The organism is Bacteroidia bacterium (genome assembly GCA_037045145.1).
Lineage (GTDB): Bacteria > Bacteroidota > Bacteroidia > AKYH767-A > OLB10 > OLB10.
Genome location: JBAOIA010000012.1, coordinates 727,955 through 748,776 on the forward strand (window position 1 = coordinate 727,955; position 20,822 = coordinate 748,776).

At 38.0% G+C, this 20,822-nt stretch carries 7 protein-coding genes and 1 tRNA gene; 2 read left to right on the plus strand and 6 right to left on the minus strand.

Features of this window, described 5'->3' with window-relative positions:
* Positions 1-92: 92 nt before the first annotated feature.
* The 3 genes from V9G42_12630 to V9G42_12640 form a co-directional block, all read right to left on the minus strand.
* A complete protein-coding gene (locus V9G42_12630) occupies positions 93-320 on the minus strand; it encodes a helix-turn-helix transcriptional regulator (GenBank protein ID MEI2760267.1) in 228 nt (75 codons plus the stop codon).
* Between the two features lie 3 nt (positions 321-323).
* Positions 324-860, minus strand: coding sequence for a DUF2975 domain-containing protein (locus V9G42_12635; GenBank protein ID MEI2760268.1), 537 nt, complete (start codon positions 858-860; stop codon positions 324-326).
* A gap of 194 nt (positions 861-1,054) precedes the next feature.
* A tRNA-Asp gene (locus V9G42_12640) sits at positions 1,055-1,128 on the minus strand.
* Positions 1,129-1,279: 151 nt separating this feature from the next.
* On the opposite strand from V9G42_12640, the gene V9G42_12645 reads away from it, so the two are divergent.
* The gene (locus V9G42_12645) at positions 1,280-1,588 is read left to right on the plus strand and encodes a DUF3467 domain-containing protein (protein MEI2760269.1); all 309 of its coding nucleotides are present in this window, start codon (positions 1,280-1,282) and stop codon (positions 1,586-1,588) included.
* A gap of 39 nt (positions 1,589-1,627) precedes the next feature.
* On the opposite strand, the gene V9G42_12650 is transcribed toward V9G42_12645, so the two are convergent.
* A complete protein-coding gene (locus tag V9G42_12650; GenBank protein MEI2760270.1) occupies positions 1,628-4,411 on the minus strand; it encodes a T9SS type A sorting domain-containing protein in 2,784 nt (927 codons plus the stop codon).
* Positions 4,412-4,663: 252 nt separating this feature from the next.
* Between V9G42_12650 and V9G42_12655 the strand changes: the two genes are divergently transcribed.
* Positions 4,664-5,515 carry an OmpA family protein gene (locus V9G42_12655; GenBank protein MEI2760271.1) on the plus strand — a complete coding sequence of 284 codons (852 nt, stop codon included), beginning with the start codon at positions 4,664-4,666 and terminating at the stop codon, positions 5,513-5,515.
* A 68-nt stretch (positions 5,516-5,583) separates the two neighbouring features.
* Here V9G42_12655 and V9G42_12660 read toward each other — a convergent pair whose 3' ends face one another.
* Both V9G42_12660 and V9G42_12665 read right to left on the minus strand, forming a co-directional pair.
* On the minus strand, positions 5,584-18,741 hold the full coding sequence (locus tag V9G42_12660) for a PKD domain-containing protein (GenBank protein ID MEI2760272.1): 13,158 nt from the start codon (positions 18,739-18,741) through the stop codon (positions 5,584-5,586).
* 680 nt (positions 18,742-19,421) lie between these two features.
* The gene (locus V9G42_12665) at positions 19,422-20,822 is read right to left on the minus strand and encodes a hypothetical protein (GenBank protein MEI2760273.1); all 1,401 of its coding nucleotides are present in this window, start codon (positions 20,820-20,822) and stop codon (positions 19,422-19,424) included.

Sequence of the window (20,822 nt, forward strand, 5' to 3'; positions counted from 1 at the left end):
ATCGTATCTTTCGTATTTCGAAGATAAAATCGAGGCCTTCTGGCTAAATACTCTTAAAAAATTAAAGTATTTAACTAGCGGTTCGGATTATGTTACTGTTCATTGAACTTCTTTTTATCATTCACATATTCCAAAATGTCTCCCGGCTGGCAGTCTAAGGCTTTACATATAGCTTCTAAAGTACTAAAACGAATTGCCTTTGCTTTTCCTGTCTTTAGGATAGAAAGGTTAGATAATGTCAAATCAACTCTTTCTGAAAGCTCATTCAGAGAGATTTTACGCTTTGCCATCATCACATCCAGATTTACAATGATAGGCATACTTTAAACAGTTAAATCGTTTTCGCTTTGAATAGCTACTCCCTTTTTGAAAATAGTCGCAATGATATAAATTATTGCTCCCATTAAAATAAATGCTTCACTGTCAACCCAAAATTGGCTCAAGTTGTCGGTTACAAAACCTTGATGCAATAAATTCTTGGTAAACTGTCTGCCAATAAAACTTAACAATCCTATTGAAAGCGTGAAATAACTAATTTGAGAAATTTGTTTCGCTACAAATGTGCTGAACGGTTTTGTCCTATCCATGGTGTGCATGAGTCTGATAACGATGTAAAATAGAACAGCTTTTAATATTGAAATCATGAGAATGAAACTATAAACACTAAAAAAAGCTGGTTGGCTTTCTTTATATGTTTGAACTAAATCCAACTTTTGATAGAGATTTTGGACAAATTCAGGCTTATAAAGACTAAAGAAGAAGTTTACGATTAAGCCTCCTGCTTCAATAGATAAGCCTACAAAAATGAGCCAGGCTATAATATATAGGCCCCAGAATACGAAGTTGTCTGTTTTTGACATATTTGATAGATTTATTATTTAGGCTGCAAATATAATAATTATTTATTGTTTTACAATAAATATACATTGTTTTTTAATATTTTTATTTTATGCTAATTAATTAAAATAGGATCGTTGTTACTCCTATATAAACCTATAAAAAACAAGGAATCAATAAAAAAAGCCACTCCTATTTTGAAGTGGCTTTTAAGAGGCGGTCCGGACGGGACTCGAACCCGCGACCCCATGCGTGACAGGCATGTATTCTAACCAACTGAACTACCGGACCCTCTTTTAGAGGGCGCAAAGATAGATTTTTTATTCTTTCTACAAATAATCTTGAAGTTTTTATTGTTATTTCTATGCAAAGGGTTTTTTGAGTGAGGCATTAAAATAAGGCGGCTTGCGAATTAACCGTATCTTTGAGAAAAATTGAGACAATGGACAATAAAAATGAGAATCAGTTAAATATTGAACTGAGCGAGGAAATTGCAGACGGAATTTATTCCAATCTGGCCATCATAACCCATTCAAACTCCGAGTTTGTAGTTGATTTTATTAAAGTGATGCCCGGAGTTCCGAAAGCTAAGGTTAAATCAAGAATTGTGCTTACACCTCAACATGCCAAAAGGCTTATGACAGCTTTGGCCGAAAATGTTGCAAAATACGAGCAGGCTCATGGCACAATTAAACAAACAGATGGTATAGCTATACCGATGAATTTCGGTGGCCCTACAGCACAAGCCTAAAAAAAGAAACCGCCATTTGTGGCGGTTTCTTTTTGATTTTTATTCTCGAATAATTTTTGTCTGAAACGTTCCCTTCTCCGTAGTCAGTTGTAAGAAATAGACACCTTTTGATAAATCTTTGTCTAACACTACAGTTTTGCCAGTTACATTATTTACTTCTGTAACATAAATCAACTGCCCTACACCATTAAATAACTTCACCGAAGCATTGCCTTTGACAGCTTCATTAAAGTTCAAATAAAATCTATCTGTTGATGGGTTAGGATAAATACCTACTCCTGCAGCAATGACATTTGGATCACTTATAGAAACAATGAGAAAAGGTAATGAAGTAACTATACATCCTGTTGTGGCATCTGTAACCTGAACGGTGTATGATCCGGGTTGAGTGGTCTGATAGGTCTGACTGTTAGCTCCAGGAATAATATTACCATTCAACAGCCATTGATAATTTGCAGCTGTTGATGAAGTTAAAAGCGAACCGTTTGGCGTAATGGTTGGCATTGGCGGACCTTGCACCACACCTGTTACAGGGATATAACCACTCTTACATCCACTGGTGATAACCCAGTTGTAGAGATAATAATATGCTGCTCCCGTATTTGGATTTGGGTTATAATATCCTGTAATCGAAACCGGGCAACCAGATACTACATAAGGATAAGTTGCACCTGAAGTATTATAATAAAGATTTACACTTCCTGAAGCAACTACCAACCTATAAGAAGTTCCGCCAGTAACACTGAATCCAAGATATACAGGATAAATATTAAAAGTATTAGGGACTGTAACTGTTTTAGTATTTAAGATATTAGCACCTGTAGAATCAACAAGGTTAATAGTAACTGTTCCTGCAGAAACAGGATAAATATAAACCGAGTCAATCGTTACTTCCTGTAAAACATTAAATCGCATTCCATAGTTGTTTGGAGCATTGCTTGCCTGACTGCCAATACCACGGTCAGTAGGACCTACATGATATACGGTTCCACCGTCAACAGTCTGAACATAAAATGTGGTAGTAGAGGCTAGTGAAACACTATATGTATTTCCTGTATTAACCAACGTATCACCCGTTTGCGAAGTAAACCAATTTACAATGCCTGTGCCACTTGACTGTAGATTGGCTGTTCCACCGGCACAAATTGTATCATTCACTGTGGTTGGTGTTGTTACAGGAATCACCGTAACAGAAAGCATATTCGAAGTTGCTGAAGGACAACCACCACTGGTAACAATTGCCTGATAATCTGCTGTAACTGTCGGTGCAAACTGATAGGGTGCTGTTGTTGCACCGCTCATATTTACCCAACCACTACCTGTATTTGATTGCCATTGAATACTTCCCAATGAACCGCTAAGATTTAGTGTTGTGTTAGTACCTGAACATAAAGTTGATGAAGTTACTGAGGCTGTTCCGGCAACAGAAGTAGGACCAACATCAATAAATACACTATCAATTGCACCACAATTTCCATCAACAGCAATTGCATAATAGGTGGTAGGAACTGTTGGTGTTGCTGTTACGGTACTTCCTGTAGTTGTATTTAATCCTGTTGCAGGTGTCCATGTATAGCTGTAATTACTATTGCTGCTACTCACTGTTAAAGTTGATGATTGACCCATACATAATGCTGTTGAAGTAGCATTAATAGTTGCCGGTGTAGAGGCATTGATGGTTGCTACAACCGGAACTCTTGGGCTTGAACAGCCAAATCCCTGAAATGGAATTATCAAGTTGGCATTGGTAGTACCAATATCCAGATTTTGTATAGTAAAATCTGTATTACTGTTATTATCTAAGTTGCCAATACGTGCAACACCCATATTTGTACCAACGGTGCTGATATTTACGCCATCACCTGACCAAAGTGTGGGAGGAATAGTGACAGGTGTTCCACCAATATTTGTATTCATTGCCGCAATATCTGCAGCAAGCCAGTTTAGCGCAACAAAATCTCTGACAACATTGTTATTATCAAGAATTATTGCCCATCCTGTAAATGATGGATATGCTCCTGAATTCCAAAGTATGTTAGACCCCCAATAACTAGTTGCAGCAGTTACATCGCCCCAAGACAAAATACCACCGGGAGGAATAATACCGCTTAATGTCTGAATATTTGGATTTACTACATTAATATCTGTATAACTATTATTTATTGCAACACGCCATCCGGTAACATCTAATGGCAATGATGACACATTTTGAATTTCCAAGTCGTCACCGGTACTACCTGATGGATAATCATTAATATCAAATTCTGTAATTATCAATGGACTGGCACCACCACCTCCTCCTGAAGTGTTATCTTCTAAGTAAAATGTTGTTGTTGCTCCTACTGTTACGTTTACAGAATTACCTGTACCGATAGGGATTCCTCCACTAGGTGAAGTAAACCAGCGTAAAGAACCACTTGCAGATCCTGTTCCGGTTAAGGTTAGTTGTCCATAACCGCAACGTGATGCACCAGTTCCGGATGGAACAGGTATTGCTCCAACTGTAACTGTTAAAATATTTGAGGTATCTGCGGGACAACCTGTTGCAGTGACTATTATTCTGTATTGTCTGGTTTCGCCCGGAACAAAAGTATATGTGTCAGTTGTTGCACCTGTACCGGCTTCGTTTACCCAACCACCACCATTATCACTCTGCCATTGAAATACAGTTCCGGTATAGCCTGTGGTTGTTAGTGTGATTGTGTCCTGATAACATATTGAATCGCGGTTTGAGGTTACTGTTCCTGCGACAGAACAAGCTGTTGTTTTTTCTGCTCCAATTATGAAAACAAAAAAAATCATTAATTGTAAAATTCTATTCATGCTTATGGTATAAATTGGTTTGAGCTTACGAATATATGATTTTATTTCAATAGGTACCAATAGAAGTTTATCTAATATAATTTTTAATAGCTTTTTTATCAATCAAATAGGTTTGGTATATGTGTGAACAATTAATGATAATATTATATTACATTCTTTTTGTTGAAACTTTAATACTCGTTTAAACATTTGTAGCCATATTGATGGGTACTTTTGTACTTAATATATTATGTTTAACTTTTAATTTTAAAAATGATGAAAAAAGGGCTTTTATTTTTTGTTTTAGGGGGAATGATGTTGACTTCATGTGTGAGTCAGAAAAAATACAAAACTCAGGTGAGTAAATACGACACTTTGAAAACAGATTATGATAAGATAAATTATCAGCTTAGTGCTTGTTTGGATGAACAACAAAAAAAATCTGCAAAAATGTCTGAAATGGAAAAGGAGCTAACCTACCTCAAGGCAAATAGCACTACAATGTTAAAGCAATTATCTGACCTTTCTGTTTTGACAACTACTCAAAGTGAGAGCATCCGCAAATCACTCGAAAATATCAATGCAAAAGATATTTTTATTCAGGACCTGCAGCGTGAAATGTCCAGAAAAGATTCGCTGAACATGGCATTAGTAATGAATCTTAAAGGCGCATTGAAAGATGTTAATGACCAAGATGTTGAAATAAAGGTAGAGGGAAGTGCTGTGTTTATTTCTATCTCTGATAAAATGCTTTTCAGAAGCGGAAGTTATGAGATAACATCAAAAGCAAAAGAGGTTTTAGGTAAAGTTGCAGAAGTAATCAAAGCACAACCCGAAGTACAGTTTATGGTTGAAGGTCATACAGATAATAAATCTATTCATACAGCATTTATTAAAGACAATTGGGATTTGAGTGTACTACGTGCCACTTCTGTTGTGCGTGTTTTACAAAAAAATTATGGCGTTGATCCTTCACGCATCATCGCTGCCGGACGCAGTGAGTATGTTAGTCTTCAACCTAACACAACAGTCGAAGGACGTGCCATGAACCGCAGAACAAGAATTGTTATTCTGCCACAGTTAGATCAATTCTTTAAACTTATGGAGCCAAAAGCCAAGCCATAACAACACTTAAGTTAAAAAATAAGCCCTTCGCAAAAATTTGCGAAGGGCTTATTTTTTATCGCATGTATTTACCTCAATAAACTAACAGTTCCTTTAAACTCTTGTTGCTTATTGAATATATTCTTTACAATTACTTTATAAACATAAACACCTTGCTGGCACTTTGAATTGTTAAACATATTCATGCCATCCCATCCCGGATTTGAAGAGGTCTGATTAAACAGCATATTTCCCCATCGGTCAAAAATTATCATCTGCAATTCTGTGTAGCCTACGCCTGAAACAGAAAACAATTCATTACGACCATCACTGTTTGGTGTAAATGCATTTGGAATATAAACAGTAACAGCACCACTGACATGCACTTCGCCATAAGCAGTATCACTACACTGATGTTCGGAGGTGGCTGTTAAAATAATCTGATAGGTTCCGGTGTCGCCATAAACATACATCGGGTTTAATTCAGTTGACGTTGTTCGCTGGTCGCCAAAGTCCCATAGATAAGTGGAAGCTCCAATACTTTGATTTCTGAATTCAAACCACGGATCAAGAATTGATGCTTCTATCCTGTTGCTTGTAAATGTAGCTTGTGGGTTTTCATAAACTTGAATGGCATCATCAAGAACAAGTTGGTTTTCACATCCTGCATTACTTACTGCGTAAAGGCCAACTGAGTAAGTTCCCGGTTGCGTATAGGTGTGAGAAGGATCTAATAGAGTGTCCTTATCTCCATCTCCAAATGTCCATTGCCATGAAGCACCGTTAGATGACAGGTTCTGAAAATCAACTGTAAGCGGAACACAACCCTCTGTTGATAATGGAACAAATACTACTTGTGGCAACGGATTAACAAGAACAACAACATTTGCTGTTGCAGGCATTACCGTACAACCATCAGTCAACGTAGCAACATAATTGGTTGTTTGCAATGGTGCAACTGTAATTGAAGCTGAAGGTTGTGTTTGACCATTCCAAGTGATGCTATATGGACCGCCATTACCACCGGAAGGTGTAGCTGTTAATGTAGTGTTTTGCCCTTCGCATAATGTGTCATCATCAGTCAATACCAAAGCTAAAGCAGGATTGACATTTATATTTGCATAACGCAAAGGCGAATTACAGCCATTGCTATCCGTTAGAAATACATTATAAGTAGTTGTGATAACAGGTGAAGCCTGCAAGGTAGCACCTATATGTCCGGTATTCCATTTATATACATATGGAGGTGTACCACCATTTGCATTGGCAGTTACTGATGCCGACTGTCCAATACAAATTGTTGGATCAGGTGTTAATCCCAAATTTATTGCTGTTGGCTGTGCAATATTTGCTGATGATTGAATAGTACAACCGTTAAAATCTGTAATCGTTACCTGATAGCTTCCTTGAGGCAAATTGTTTACAAGCGATGTTGTGTAACCACCAGCCCACTGATATAAATAAGGCTGAACGCCTCCGGTTACAACAACATTAACTGCGCCATTACTCTGTCCGTTACATAATACATTCTGTCCGGATGCAACTGCATTTAATGCTGTTGGCTGCCCTACTGAGTCTGAAATTGTTTTCATACAACCCATAGAGTCAGTAACTGAAATAACATAATTTCCTGCTGTCAGATTATTAAACGTTGCGCCTGCTTGTGGATTTCCATTATTAATAACAAACTGATATGGTACTGTTCCTCCATTTGTATTCAAAGTTAAACTTCCATCATTGCCACCAAAGCATTTTACATCAATTGCACTTGACATAAGTGAAACAGCAGCAGGTTGTGTAACGCTAACAGGAACAGATAAAGTACAACCATTTGCATCGGTAACTTGTATTGCATAGCTTCCAAATGATAATGATGTAAATACATTTGCATTCTGATAAGTTGCTCCGGTATCGATAGAGTATTGCAGATTTCCTGTTCCACCTGATGCTGTTGTATTAATGACACCATTGCTGTAGCCAAAACAGGTTACCGGTGTTGTTAATAATGTCATTTGCAGAGCAGCAGGTTCAGTAACAACTACAGAAGCAGATGATGTGCAATTGTTGGCATCAGTAACAATAACAGAGTATGCTCCTGATGTAATATTATTTACAAAAGCAGTTGTCACTCCTCCATTCCATTGGTAAGAATATGGGGAAGTACCACCTGTTACTGTCACTTCAGCATGTCCATTACTTTGACCATTACACAATACAGGCGTTGAAGAAGTCTGTAATGCAATTATTAACGGTTCTGCTATTAACGCAGTAACAGTATCAGTACAACCAAAACCATCCTGAACTATTACAGAATAATTTCCTGAAGACAAATTATTAAAGTTGCCTGACGGCTGCCAACTGCCACCGTTTATATTGTATTGAATAGGCAATGTACCACTCTGTGATGAAACAGAAATAACACCGTCAGTATATCCGTTACAGGTTGCGTCATTAACAGACATTAATGATAAAACTGGCGATGGCGCATCTGCAACGCTAACCATTCCACTGTCCAAACATCCGTTTACATCAGTAACCACAACAGGATAAACAGAAGGAATCAAACCACCAAATGTGCCGGTTGATTGAAATGTTATTCCATTATTAATGCTATACTGATAACTTCCACTACCACCTGTTGCGTTTAATGTGATAGTACCATTACTGCTACCACAGGTAGCTACTGCAGAAGCAACCTGATAGTTCAGCGGCAATGGTTCATTAATTGTTGCAACACTGTCTGATAAACATCCGTTAGCATCTTGTATAATCAAATTATAATTTCCTGCTGACAATGCACTGAAAATATTTCCTGCCTGATAATTCAATCCGCTATCTGCACTAAACAAAAACGGTCCTGTGCCACCTTGCGGGCTAACAGTGATAGAACCATTCAGAGAGCCTGAACATAATGCATCTGTAACATTTAGTGTACCAAATAATGGACCTGCAATATTTGCCAATAAAACATTTGATTGTATCGAGCAGCCATTTGAATCTGTTACCAACACTGAATAATTTCCGGCACTCATATTCACAAACTGATTTTGTGACTGATTAGTCAATCCACTATCCAAAGAGAATACACAAACACCTGTACCACCTGTTACATTATTCACGGTGATTATTCCATTGTCATTGCCACAGGTAGATGCAGTTGTGTTAACGAAAAAATTCAATGGCTGTGGTTGTGTGACTGTTGTATTTCCGAATACAGAGCAACCATTTGCATCAGTAATAGATACTACATAGTTACCCCATCCTAGTGAGTCAAATATTCCTGATAAACTAACATCACCATTGCTTAATGAATAGTTTAATGTTCCGGTGCCACCATTTGTCTGAACCTGAATTAACCCATCACTATTACCATAACACAAAACATTTGTCACACCTATATTCTGAAGTACCGGTGCAGGTGCATCAGTAACTGTTGCCGGGATTTGCGAAGTACATCCATTACTATCCTGAACCATTACAGTATAACTTCCTGCTGATAGGTTCATGAATGAAGATGAAGCCTGATATGATATTCCATTGTTTGCAGAATATTGCAATACTCCTGTGCCTCCACTTGCAGAAACATTTATACCGCCATTGGGTTGACTGCATGTTGAACCGTTTTCAATAACTGTTAACAAAATAGGATCTGGTTCATTAATTATAGATTGTGATGTTATGTTGCATCCATTTGCATCTTTAACAACTATCTGATAGATACCTGTTGATAATCCGGAGAAAATATTCCCTTGTTGAAATGACGAACCATTATTGATAGAATACTGCAAAATCCCTGTACCACCATTTGCACTGATAGAAATGACACCATTTGCTGTTCCATTACATTTTACATCATTGGCTATAACGGTAGCAATTGATGGGCCTGCCTGATTGGTAATTGTTGCAACAGCACTTGATGAACATCCATTTGCGTCTTGTATAACAACTGAATAGTTTGCTGCTGTCAAGCCTGAAAAACTCACACCGGATTGAAAGCTTGAACCATTGTTCATAGAATATTGTAGAGGTGCTGTTCCACCAATTGCATTGAATGTAAGTTGTCCATTGGCATTACCACACGTAGCAGGGGTAGAAGTTGTATTAAACAACAATTCATCAGGCTCTGTGATTACAACATTAGATGTAGCAATACATCCGGCAGCATCAATAACCTGAATAGAATAGCTGCCCGTTTGCAAATTAGTGTATGTATTATTTAAAGAGTAAGTAACAACATTATTTATGGAATACTGCAGAACACCTGTTCCGCCATTAGCATTTATAACGATTGCACCATTGTTGCCTCCAAAGCAACTAACATGAGTAACATTGGTTGATTGTATAACAGGTGCATTGGCGTTGCTAATTGATGCAACTGCGCCAATCGTACAACCGTTAGCATCACTCACAACTACCTGATAGTTTCCGGCACCAAGGTTATTAAAAATGTTTACTGCCTGAAAGATTCCACCGTTATTTATTGAATACTGTAAAGTTCCCACACCACCACTTGCCGTTATGGTTATGGCACCATTGTTCGAACCACAAATAGCATTTACAACAGATGTGCTTGAAAGAATAGCCGATGGCTGAGAAATATTTGCAACAGCCGTTACACTACAACCTGTAGAATCTGTTACTATTATATTATAACTTCCTGCAATCAAATTGTTAAATATTCCACCTGGAAATGAAGTAACACCTCCATTAATACTATATGTTAATGTTCCTAAACCACCGCTAGCTTGAATTACAATGCTTCCGTCATTATAGCCATTGCATGATACATTTGTAACAGGTGCAGCATTAATGACTGGTGCAGATGCATTGCTAACTAATGCAATTGCTGAAGATGTACAGCCATTGGCATCCTGTACAACAAGATTGTATGATCCAGCCAATAAGTTCTGAAATAAACTACCACTCTGAAAATTCAATCCGCTATCGATACTGTAAGTGAGTATCCCTGAACCGCCAATAGTATTTACTGCTAATGTGCCATTGCTGTTACCACAAGTGGCATCAGTAGATACTGATGTTACAGCTATTGCACTTGGCTCTGTTACCACCACTGATGATGTAGCTGTACATCCATTAACATCTTGTATCAATATCTGATAGCTGCCTGCATTTAAATTACTGAATACAGCACCGGCTTGAAACTGTACACCTCCATCAACTGAATACATAACGGGAGAAGCGCCACCTGACGAAGCAATAGATATTGTACCATTTTGACTTCCAAAACAAGTTAAGTCTGTATGTGTAACCTGATTGATTTGTGGCGATGGTGCATTAGCAACCTGCGTTGTTGTATTTATTACACAACCGTTAGCATCTTGTACTTGCAACTGATAAGTTCCTGAAGTTAATCCGGAAAAAGTTGCTGTACTTTGAAATGTTACGCCACTATCAATTGAAAACTGAAATGGAGCCGTGCCTCCGTTTGCTGAAATATTTATCTGACCGTTTAATATTCCGCATGTCGAGCCACTTGTGGTATTACTCATATTCAGCATTGATGGCTCTGTAACAGAGACAACATCTGTAACAGTACAGCCGCCAGCATCCTGAACTACCACTGTATAATTACCGGCAACTACATTATTAAAAATTTGAGAGGTTTGAAATGTTGCACCATTATCTATAGAATATTGCAATGTGCCAGAACCTCCGTTAGCACTTACAGAAATAACACCATTACCTGCACCAAAACATGTAATATCAGTGGCACTAACAGCAGAAATTGAAGGAGCAGAATTATTGCTTACGGTAGCTGTCACTGTATTGGTACATCCGTTAGCATCACGAATTATCACACTATAATTTCCTGCAGTAAGAAATCCAAAGGAGGAAGCACTCTGAAACGAAACACCATTATCAATTGAAAATTGCAATGCCCCACTGCCTCCACTTGCTGCAATAGTTATAGCTCCATCAGCAGTGCCACAGTTGGCATTAATAGTCGCAGCGTTTGCCATAATTCCTAACGGTTGAACTAAAACAGCAGATGTAGTAGCAGTACAACCATTAGCATCGGTAACCAGAATCTGATAATTTCCTGGTGATAGATTACCAAACAGGCCGGATGGTTGTGAATTAATTCCATTGTCAATTGAAAATTGTAATGGAGCTAAACCACCAAGTGTATTAATAGTAATTGCACCATCACTAAGACCATTACACGAAATTTGTACTAAGGGCGTATTGGCAATAACCGGTGATGGCGCATCTGTAACGATGATTTGTGAAGTTGAAGTACAACCATTGCCATCAGTAACAACAATCTGATATGTACCAGCTGACACATTACCAAAGTGACCTGATGCCTGATTGATTGAACCACCATCATTAGAATAAGTTAATGATCCTGTTCCGCCATTTGCCAGAACATCTATTGTGCCATTATTGTTTCCGCAAGTCGTGTTAGTTGTGGTAACATTTATCTGAATTGCTAACGGCTCTGCAATTGTCGCAGTTGATGTAACTGTACAACCATTACCGTCCTGAACAACAACATTATAATTTCCGGGAGCTAGTGATTGAAATACCGGGCTGGCCTGATAACTTGTTCCATTATTTATTGAATAACTCAATGCACCTGTTCCGCCATTTGCAGACAATGTGATAGTTCCATTATTAGCTCCATTACAAGTGATGTCTGTTTGTGTTACAGTTTGAATAGAAGGTGCAGAAAGGTTATTGACCGCAACTGCAATTGTGTTGGTACAACCATTCGCATCTTGTACTGTTACAGTATAATTTCCTGCAAACAACTGATTAAAAACATTCGATGACTGATAGGTAAGTCCATTATCAATACTAAAATTAAATATTCCTGTTCCGCCACTTGTTGTTACCGTAACAGTACCATCATTATTGCCACAAGTACTTGGTGTTGCAGATTGATTTAAAACAATTGCAGAAGGTTGAATAAGTTGAATAGATGTAGTTACAGTACATCCATTGGCATCCTGCACAATAACATTATAGTTTCCAGCCGGTAAATTGCTGAAATTATTTAGTGCCTGATAATTTAAACCATTGTCGCTAGAATATTGCAAAGGTGCTGTGCCACCGTTAGTCAGTATTTGAAATGCACCGTCACTGGAGCCATTGCATGAAATATCAGTCTTTTGAACATTACTAATATTTGGTGCAGGTGCATCAATTACAGCTACAGGTTGCGAAACAGTACAGCCATTGTCATCAGTAATTACAACAGTGTAATTCCCTGCTGCAATTGCATTGAAATTATTTTGAGATTGAAAATTAGCGCCACTGTTAATGCTGTAAGAATACGGTGAAGTACCACCACTTGCATTTAATACAATACTTCCATTTGCCGAGGTACATGTTGTGTTACTAATAATAGGACTAACAATTAAAACTGAAGGTTCTGTAATCACAACAGCAAACGTAGCCTGACATCCTGCACCATCCTGAACAATTATTGAATAATTGCCTGAGCTAAGATTTGAATAATTAAAATTAGAAGAATATGTCGTGCCATTATCAATAGAATATTGCAATGTGCCTACCCCACCGCTTGCATTAATACTAATCGTTCCATCGTTTGATGCATTACAAGTTAATCCGGAATATACAACCTGATTAATTACCGGTGCAGCCAAATTCTGTATAGAGACTACTCCACTAAATGTACAACCGTTGGCATCTTGCAACTGCACTTGGTAACTTCCGGCTAAGAGTCCGGTAAAATTATTCCCGCTTTGAAATGTTGTTCCATTGTCTATTGAATATTGTATGGGCAATGTCCCACCTGCTGCATTAATTGTTACGCCTCCGTTGGCATTGCCGCAGTTTGCATCTGTTACAACAGAGCTATAAGATAATGCTGTTGGCTCTGTAATAGTTGCTGTGGTTGTGACAGTACATCCGTTGGCATCCTGAACAATAATATTGTAACTGCCGGGTGAAAGGTTTCCAAATACATTTCCAGACTGATAAGTCGTACCGTTATCAATTGAATATTGCAACGTGCCTGTTCCGCCATTTGCATTCATAGTAATACTTCCATTGTTTGCTCCATTGCAATTTACATCTGTAACGGGTGTGCTACTAATAACAACTGCTGTTGGCTCTGCAATAGTTGCTGTGGTTGTGACTGTACATCCGTTGGCATCCTGTACAACAATATTGTAATTACCGGGTGTAAGACTTCCAAATACATTTCCTGACTGATAGGTCGTACCGTTATCTATTGAATATTGCAACGTACCGGTACCACCATTGGCATTGATTGTGATACTTCCATTGTTTGCTCCATTACAATTTACATCTGTAACGGGTGTGCCACTAATCACAACTGCTGTTGGCTCTGCAATAGTTGCTGTGGTTGTTGCAGTACATCCGTTGGCATCCTGAACAACAATATTGTAATTACCGGGTGATAAACTACTGAAGTTGTTTCCTGACTGATAAGTCGTACCGTTATCTATTGAATATTGCAACGTGCCTGTTCCGCCATTTGCATTGATGGTGATACTTCCATTGTTTGCTCCATTGCAATTTGCATCTGTAACGGGTGTGCCACTAATCACAACTACTGTTGGCTCTGCAACAGTTGCTGTGGTTGTGACAGTACATCCGTTGGCATCTTGTACAACAATATTGTAATTACCGGGTGAAAGGTTTCCAAATACATTTCCTGACTGATAGGTCGAACCGTTATCAATTGAATATTGCAACGTGCCTGTTCCGCCATTTGCATTGATGGTGATACTTCCATTGTTTGCTCCATTGCAATTTGCATCTGTAACGGGTGTGCCACTAATAACAACTGCTGTTGGCTCTGCAATAGTTGCTGTGGTTGTGACTGTACATCCGTTGGCATCCTGAACAATAATATTGTAATTACCGGGTGTAAGACTTCCAAATACATTTCCTGACTGATAAGTCGTACCGTTATCAATTGAATATTGCAACGTGCCTGTTCCGCCATTTGCATTGATGGTGATACTTCCATTGTTTGCTCCATTGCAATTTGCATCTGTAACGGGTGTGCCACTAATAACAACTGCTGTTGGCTCTGCAATAGTTGCTGTGGTTGTGACTGTACATCCGTTGGCATCCTGAACAATAATATTGTAACTGCCGGGTGAAAGGTTTCCAAATACATTTCCAGACTGATAAGTCGTACCGTTATCAATTGAATATTGCAACGTGCCTGTTCCGCCATTTGCATTCATAGTAATACTTCCATTGTTTGCTCCATTGCAATTTACATCTGTAACGGGTGTGCTACTAATAACAACTGCTGTTGGCTCTGCAATAGTTGCTGTGGTTGTGACTGTACATCCGTTGGCATCCTGTACAACAATATTGTAATTACCGGGTGTAAGACTTCCAAATACATTTCCTGACTGATAGGTCGTACCGTTATCTATTGAATATTGCAACGTACCGGTACCACCATTGGCATTGATTGTGATACTTCCATTGTTTGCTCCATTACAATTTACATCTGTAACGGGTGTGCCACTAATCACAACTGCTGTTGGCTCTGCAATAGTTGCTGTGGTTGTTGCAGTACATCCGTTGGCATCCTGAACAACAATATTGTAATTACCGGGTGATAAACTACTGAAGTTGTTTCCTGACTGATAAGTCGTACCGTTATCTATTGAATATTGCAACGTGCCTGTTCCGCCATTTGCATTGATGGTGATACTTCCATTGTTTGCTCCATTGCAATTTGCATCTGTAACGGGTGTGCCACTAATCACAATTGCTGTTGGCTCTGCAACAGTTGCTGTGGTTGTGACAGTACATCCGTTGGCATCTTGTACAACAATATTGTAATTACCGGGTGAAAGACTTCCAAATACATTTCCTGACTGATAAGTTGTACCGTTATCAATTGAATATTGCAAAGGTGCCGTACCGTTTGAAGCCATGACAGAAACTGATCCGTTATTTGCACCATTACAATTAATGTCAACTGTAACTACATTGTCTATACGAGGGCCGGGTAAATCTGAAAGATTTATACTACCCGATGCTGTACAACCATTTGCATCCTGAACAACGATTGAATAAACCCCTGTTGCCAAACCACTAAAACTTGCACTTGACTGAAATGTACCACCAGCATCAATACTAAACTGATAAGCAGGTGTACCGCCATTAGCAGCTGCACTCACACTTCCATTAGTTTGACTGCAGGTTGTATTGGTTGCATTAAGATTTAAAGTTAACGTTGTTGGTTCAACAACATTTATACTACCTGTAGTTGTACATCCATTGGCATCACTAACTACAATATTATAACTGCCAGCAGGAAGCCCGGAGAAATAACTTCCTACCTGAAAGGTAAGTCCATTATCAATAGAATAATTTAAAGGAGCTGTTCCGGAATTTGCAACAATATCTATTGTGGCATCCGATTGACCATTACAACTAACCGGTGTTGTATTAATATTAACAATTATTGCTGAAGGTGCATCGGTAACATTTGATGATATACTTGCAGTACAGCCATTGGCATCCTGTACAGTAACAGTATAGTTACCTGCGGCAAGGCTATTAAAATTTGTTGATGCTTGATAAGAACCACCATTCATTGCATATTGTAAAGTGCCTGTACCACCGCTACCATTTACTGTTATAGAACCATTGCTTTGTGTACATGTTGTGCCAACATTGTTTGCCGACACATTTAATAATGCAGGATCTGTAATAACCACAGAAGTTGAAACCAGACAACCTGCTGCATCACTGACAACAACATTATAAGTACCTGCTGCCAATCCATTAAAAACATTTCCTGATTGAAATGTTGTGCCATTGTTTATACTGTATTGCAATACACCCGTTCCGCCACTTGCATTAATTGTAATTGCAGCATTATTATCACCATTGCATAATAGTGCTGATGCATTAGCTGTATTTATAACAGGTGCAGATGAATTATTTACTTGTGCATTGAGTGTTTGCGTACAACCATTCGCATCAATAACTACAACATTATAGTTTAATGCAGCAAGATTATTAAAAGTATTTGACACCTGATAAGGAGGTCCTCCGGTAGTGCTGTATTGCAGAACTCCTGTACCGCCACTTGCAGTAACAACCAATGAACCATTACTGTTGCCACAGGTTGCATCTGTTGTTTGAATATTGGAAATATTTATTTGTGCTGGTTGTGTCACATTGAGAATTACACTGGAGGTACAGCCATCAACATCACTAACAACAACAGTATAACTGCCTGCAGTCAATGAGGTAAAATTATTTGAAGTCTGATAAGTTGTTCCGTTATCAATACTAAATTGTAATGGTGGATTTCCACCCGATGCATTAACAACTATACTTCCATTATTGCCACCAAAGCAGCTTACCTGAGTAACAGGACTATTGTTTATAACAGGACTTGTTGATGTGGCTACATTCACAACCTGTGATGATGTACAGCCATTGGCATCTTTAACAACAACAGTATAACTGCCTGCTGCAAGATTGTTAAATGTTGATGCTGCACTGAATGTTGTGCCATTATCAATACTGTACTGCAAAGGTGCGACACCTCCATTTGCAAAAATATTTATTGCCCCATTATTGCTATTGCATTTTGTCCCTACAGCATTGGCTGCTATAATTATTGCAGGGGGTGTAGTGATAGAAAAATAGGTAGTTGATGAGCATCCATTATTATCAATAGTAGTCAGTGAATAATTGCCTGCTGCAAGATTGGGAATTGCATGAGCACTATTGATATTATTGACCTGCATAATTGTTCCCCCTGCGCTGTTTTGCCAGATATATGTCCATGGAGATGCACCTTGAGCAATGCCGTTTGCACTTCCTACATAACCATCACAAAGTGGATTGTTGGGGTTTACTATCGGAGGCTGACAACATGAAAGTGTAGCAAAAAAATCAGTTACCGGATCGCCTGTGCAGGCTAGTGAAGTCCATGAGCCTGACTCGCCATCACCATACGTGTCTATACTGACATTTAAACTAGCACCTTGTGTACATTGTGATGCCGGCATTGTTCTTACACTAAAGCAAAATGTCCAGTTACAGCTATTGGTAGCATTGTTATCTCCAAAATTATTACCGGGATTGCCATCCATAAAACCTAAAGGACTTCCTAAACCTGATTCATAATAAAACCCGGGTCCATGAATCACACCAGTAGCAGAACTTGTAATGTTAGTATTATACCAACCCCATGCACCTGAACCCGAACAGTTTGCAGGCATAACAGTGGTTAATGTACTCATATCCCATCCGGCACCAAATGTGGGAACTACAGCATGTAGCCAATTAACAGATGTTTGATTGTAATCGGAAATGGTATAACAAAAGTTAACCAACTGTCCGGCCTGGTAAGTTCCATTCACCGGTGGCGGATTCACAACCAGATTATTTACAATAACACAACCCTGGCAATCAAAATTGTTTTGCAATGCAAGATTAAAATCACATTGGTCTGTCAAACTACCACCACTTATTTGCAAAAAATAGGTTCCTGCTGCAAGTCCACCAAAAGTTGTATTCAATATGCCCCCTGCTCCTATAGCACACCCACGACCAATAAGGTTATTACAAGTAGTGCCTGAGTAGAGTGCTACATTTGGAGTTTGTATTCCACCTGAAATCTGTACATTTAAAGTAGGTCCCGTTAAATTTAAACGATACCATACATCACTTGCAGGACTTGCCATATTACCTGATGGATTACATCCTGTTAATGTTGTATAAGGCATTTCTGCTGTTGCACATAAGTTTGTTGTACTGACATTTACCCATGCCCCTATTCCATTAGGACATGCTGCAGGTGCCGGAAGCGTACCAAGGTTTTGTGCTCCGCTACATGCATCATTCACCGGTGCAGGACCACCATTACAAGTCTGAAGACAACTACCACCGGCAGCACAGGTAACACAGCTTATTGAGGCAGTCCATCCAGCATGGTTTATTGATCCATCTGATGTAAAAACGAATGTTAAGCAACCGGAAGTACCTGTGACTACACCAGGGCTGGTGGTTCCGGTGTAAGAGCCAATTAATGGTGAAGCCGTATTTGGTCCATTATATATTCTTAAAAAATCAAAATTATTTTCAAGATTAAAGGCAGTAAAAGAAATCCTAATGCATTGTCCTGCTGTATTGCTACACAAGGTCATTGTAGTGTTTTGATTGAGGCCATAATTTGCACCTCCGCCTCCACTATCATAAAAATTTCCAGCACAGGTTGATACATTGGTGCTGCTCATTAAATAATTCTGTGCAAATGAATTAAATGAGATTGCGAAAAAAATACATGTAGTGAGTAAATGTTTAATCATGAGGCCGACTGATTAATTGAAAATTAGGTAGGTGGTTTAGAAAGAGGGCATTGATTTTCTGCTCCGGTAATAAAGCGGACTGAAAATCATTTTTAAAAATACTACTCAGCATACTTTTTAATACCATTCGAAAAAAAATTAAATGTTATTCGCTATGGGCTGATATCTGTAGTCTTTGGTGCTTTAGTGGTGGCTTACTTAGTCGGGGTAAATTTAATGTAATTTTCATAAAAACAAATAGTTTTAATCAGTCCGCGAAAATTAATTTTCCACATTCTTATTCATTGAACACAATTGTCAATAATTTATCTACTGCAATTCAATGAATTAGTAATACAAAGAGAAAAATTTAAAAGGTTATGCAACTTTTAGGCTATTTCATCCTCTTACTGCATAGTTCCGAAGCCATGATGGAATTTTTGCCATGTGAACAGCTATGAAAAACACATATAAGGAGCGCCTGTCTGACTTAGAATTCGGTTTTGGTTAGTCATTTTCTTTTAGGCAGGCTTCCTTCTTTTTAAAAACAATTATTATTCCCCCACCTGAAATCTCAGTTAGAAAAAGAAATTTTTAGATATTTTTAGATTAATATATATTTAAACTGCTTATTCTGTAATTGCTTTGTAGTAGCTATAACTTAATTCGCGTTTTTCTGCCTTTTCTTTTTCATACAAATATCTGATTATGATTAAAGAAGAAACAAAGAATGGCAGCAATGGTATCCTGTAGCGTACAAGACTTCCAAAATTACTTGTTGAGATACCAACTGCAAATGCAAAAAACAAGCTAAATATTAATGAAAAAGTAAGCAGGCTATTCTTATTGAAATATTTAAAAATGCCGAAAATTTTTACTTTATAAAGAACATATAAGGTAAATAATAAAATAAAGAGATTCTCCAAACCTGATACTATCATCATAACATTTCTTGCTTCAGTTATATAAGGTCTGAATAATGCAGCATTGATTGCCAAAGGCATATGAATTAACATACTTTGAACCGTTGGCTCTATTTCTCCTATACTAAAGGAATTACCTCCGTAATAATCCGACTGTAAATCTGCATTTGAAACAGCTGCCTCATCCAGCAGTCTGTCAATTTTAAACTTACCAAGTTCATCACTTAAAGTATTGAGAAGTAAAAATCCTGAAAGCCCAACAATAATCATTATCAAAGGAAAAGTTACTTTTCTGATAAATCCTCCCCTGATTTTAGAGGTTAATTTACTTACAATCCAAATGAGTGCACCGGGTAGAACACCTATAAAAATATATGCTTTTATCGAAATAATTATCCATGCAGATATAATTACTATTACCAGGTTCTTAAAAACCTTCTTCGGTACAATAAATACGTAGTAGAAGGAGTAAAAAAAATAACCTAATGCACTCAGGGTAATCGAATCTTTTAATATTCCTGACCCCCAAAAAAACACTGATGGCAAAAAGAAAAATGTGTAGGCAAGCGGGCGTTCTAGCATCGGGAATTCTTTAATAAATATCTGATACATACGCCAAACTCCTCCAAAAGAGACTAATGCCAGTAACATTACTGTTGGTATCATTTGTTGCAATCCGACAAGTGTAAATGGCCAAAGTATCCTGGAAATAAAAAATGATTCCGGGCTACGATAGTAAACAAATGTTCCGGTAGTACTATCTAAATAACTGAATTTATAATTCTCCCAACCATTAATCACCACATCACCAAAATGAATAAAATTTTTGAACAACAGGTTAGACATGGTCATTGAATCAAAGAAATAATAAATGGTGTCGCCTCCTGAATAATAAAGCGTATAGACCAACACCACCATTATGCCTCCAACAATTTTAGCCATCATTCCGCTTAAAAAATATCGATAAGACGGATTTGTCTTAATGTGTTTATCTCTTATGGATTTGGCAAAATAAAATATAAACACGAGTAGAAAAAGAGAATAGAAAATATCCATTCCCGTAAACTGATATGTATCTCCTCGTGCATATAAATATTGGAGAAGCAT

Excerpts from the sequence above, each read along its gene's own strand:
- V9G42_12655 (MEI2760271.1), top strand. The coding sequence starts at position 4,664 with ATGATGAAAAAAGGGCTTTTATTTTTTGTTTTAGGGGGAATGATGTTG.
- V9G42_12660 (MEI2760272.1), bottom strand. The coding sequence starts at position 18,741 with ATGAGCAGCACCAATGTATCAACCTGTGCTGGAAATTTTTATGATAGT.
- V9G42_12650 (MEI2760270.1), bottom strand. The coding sequence starts at position 4,411 with ATGAATAGAATTTTACAATTAATGATTTTTTTTGTTTTCATAATTGGA.
- V9G42_12645 (MEI2760269.1), top strand. The coding sequence starts at position 1,280 with ATGGACAATAAAAATGAGAATCAGTTAAATATTGAACTGAGCGAGGAA.
- V9G42_12630 (MEI2760267.1), bottom strand. The coding sequence starts at position 320 with ATGCCTATCATTGTAAATCTGGATGTGATGATGGCAAAGCGTAAAATC.
- V9G42_12635 (MEI2760268.1), bottom strand. The coding sequence starts at position 860 with ATGTCAAAAACAGACAACTTCGTATTCTGGGGCCTATATATTATAGCC.
- V9G42_12665 (MEI2760273.1), bottom strand. The coding sequence starts at position 20,822 with ATGCTTCTCCAATATTTATATGCACGAGGAGATACATATCAGTTTACG.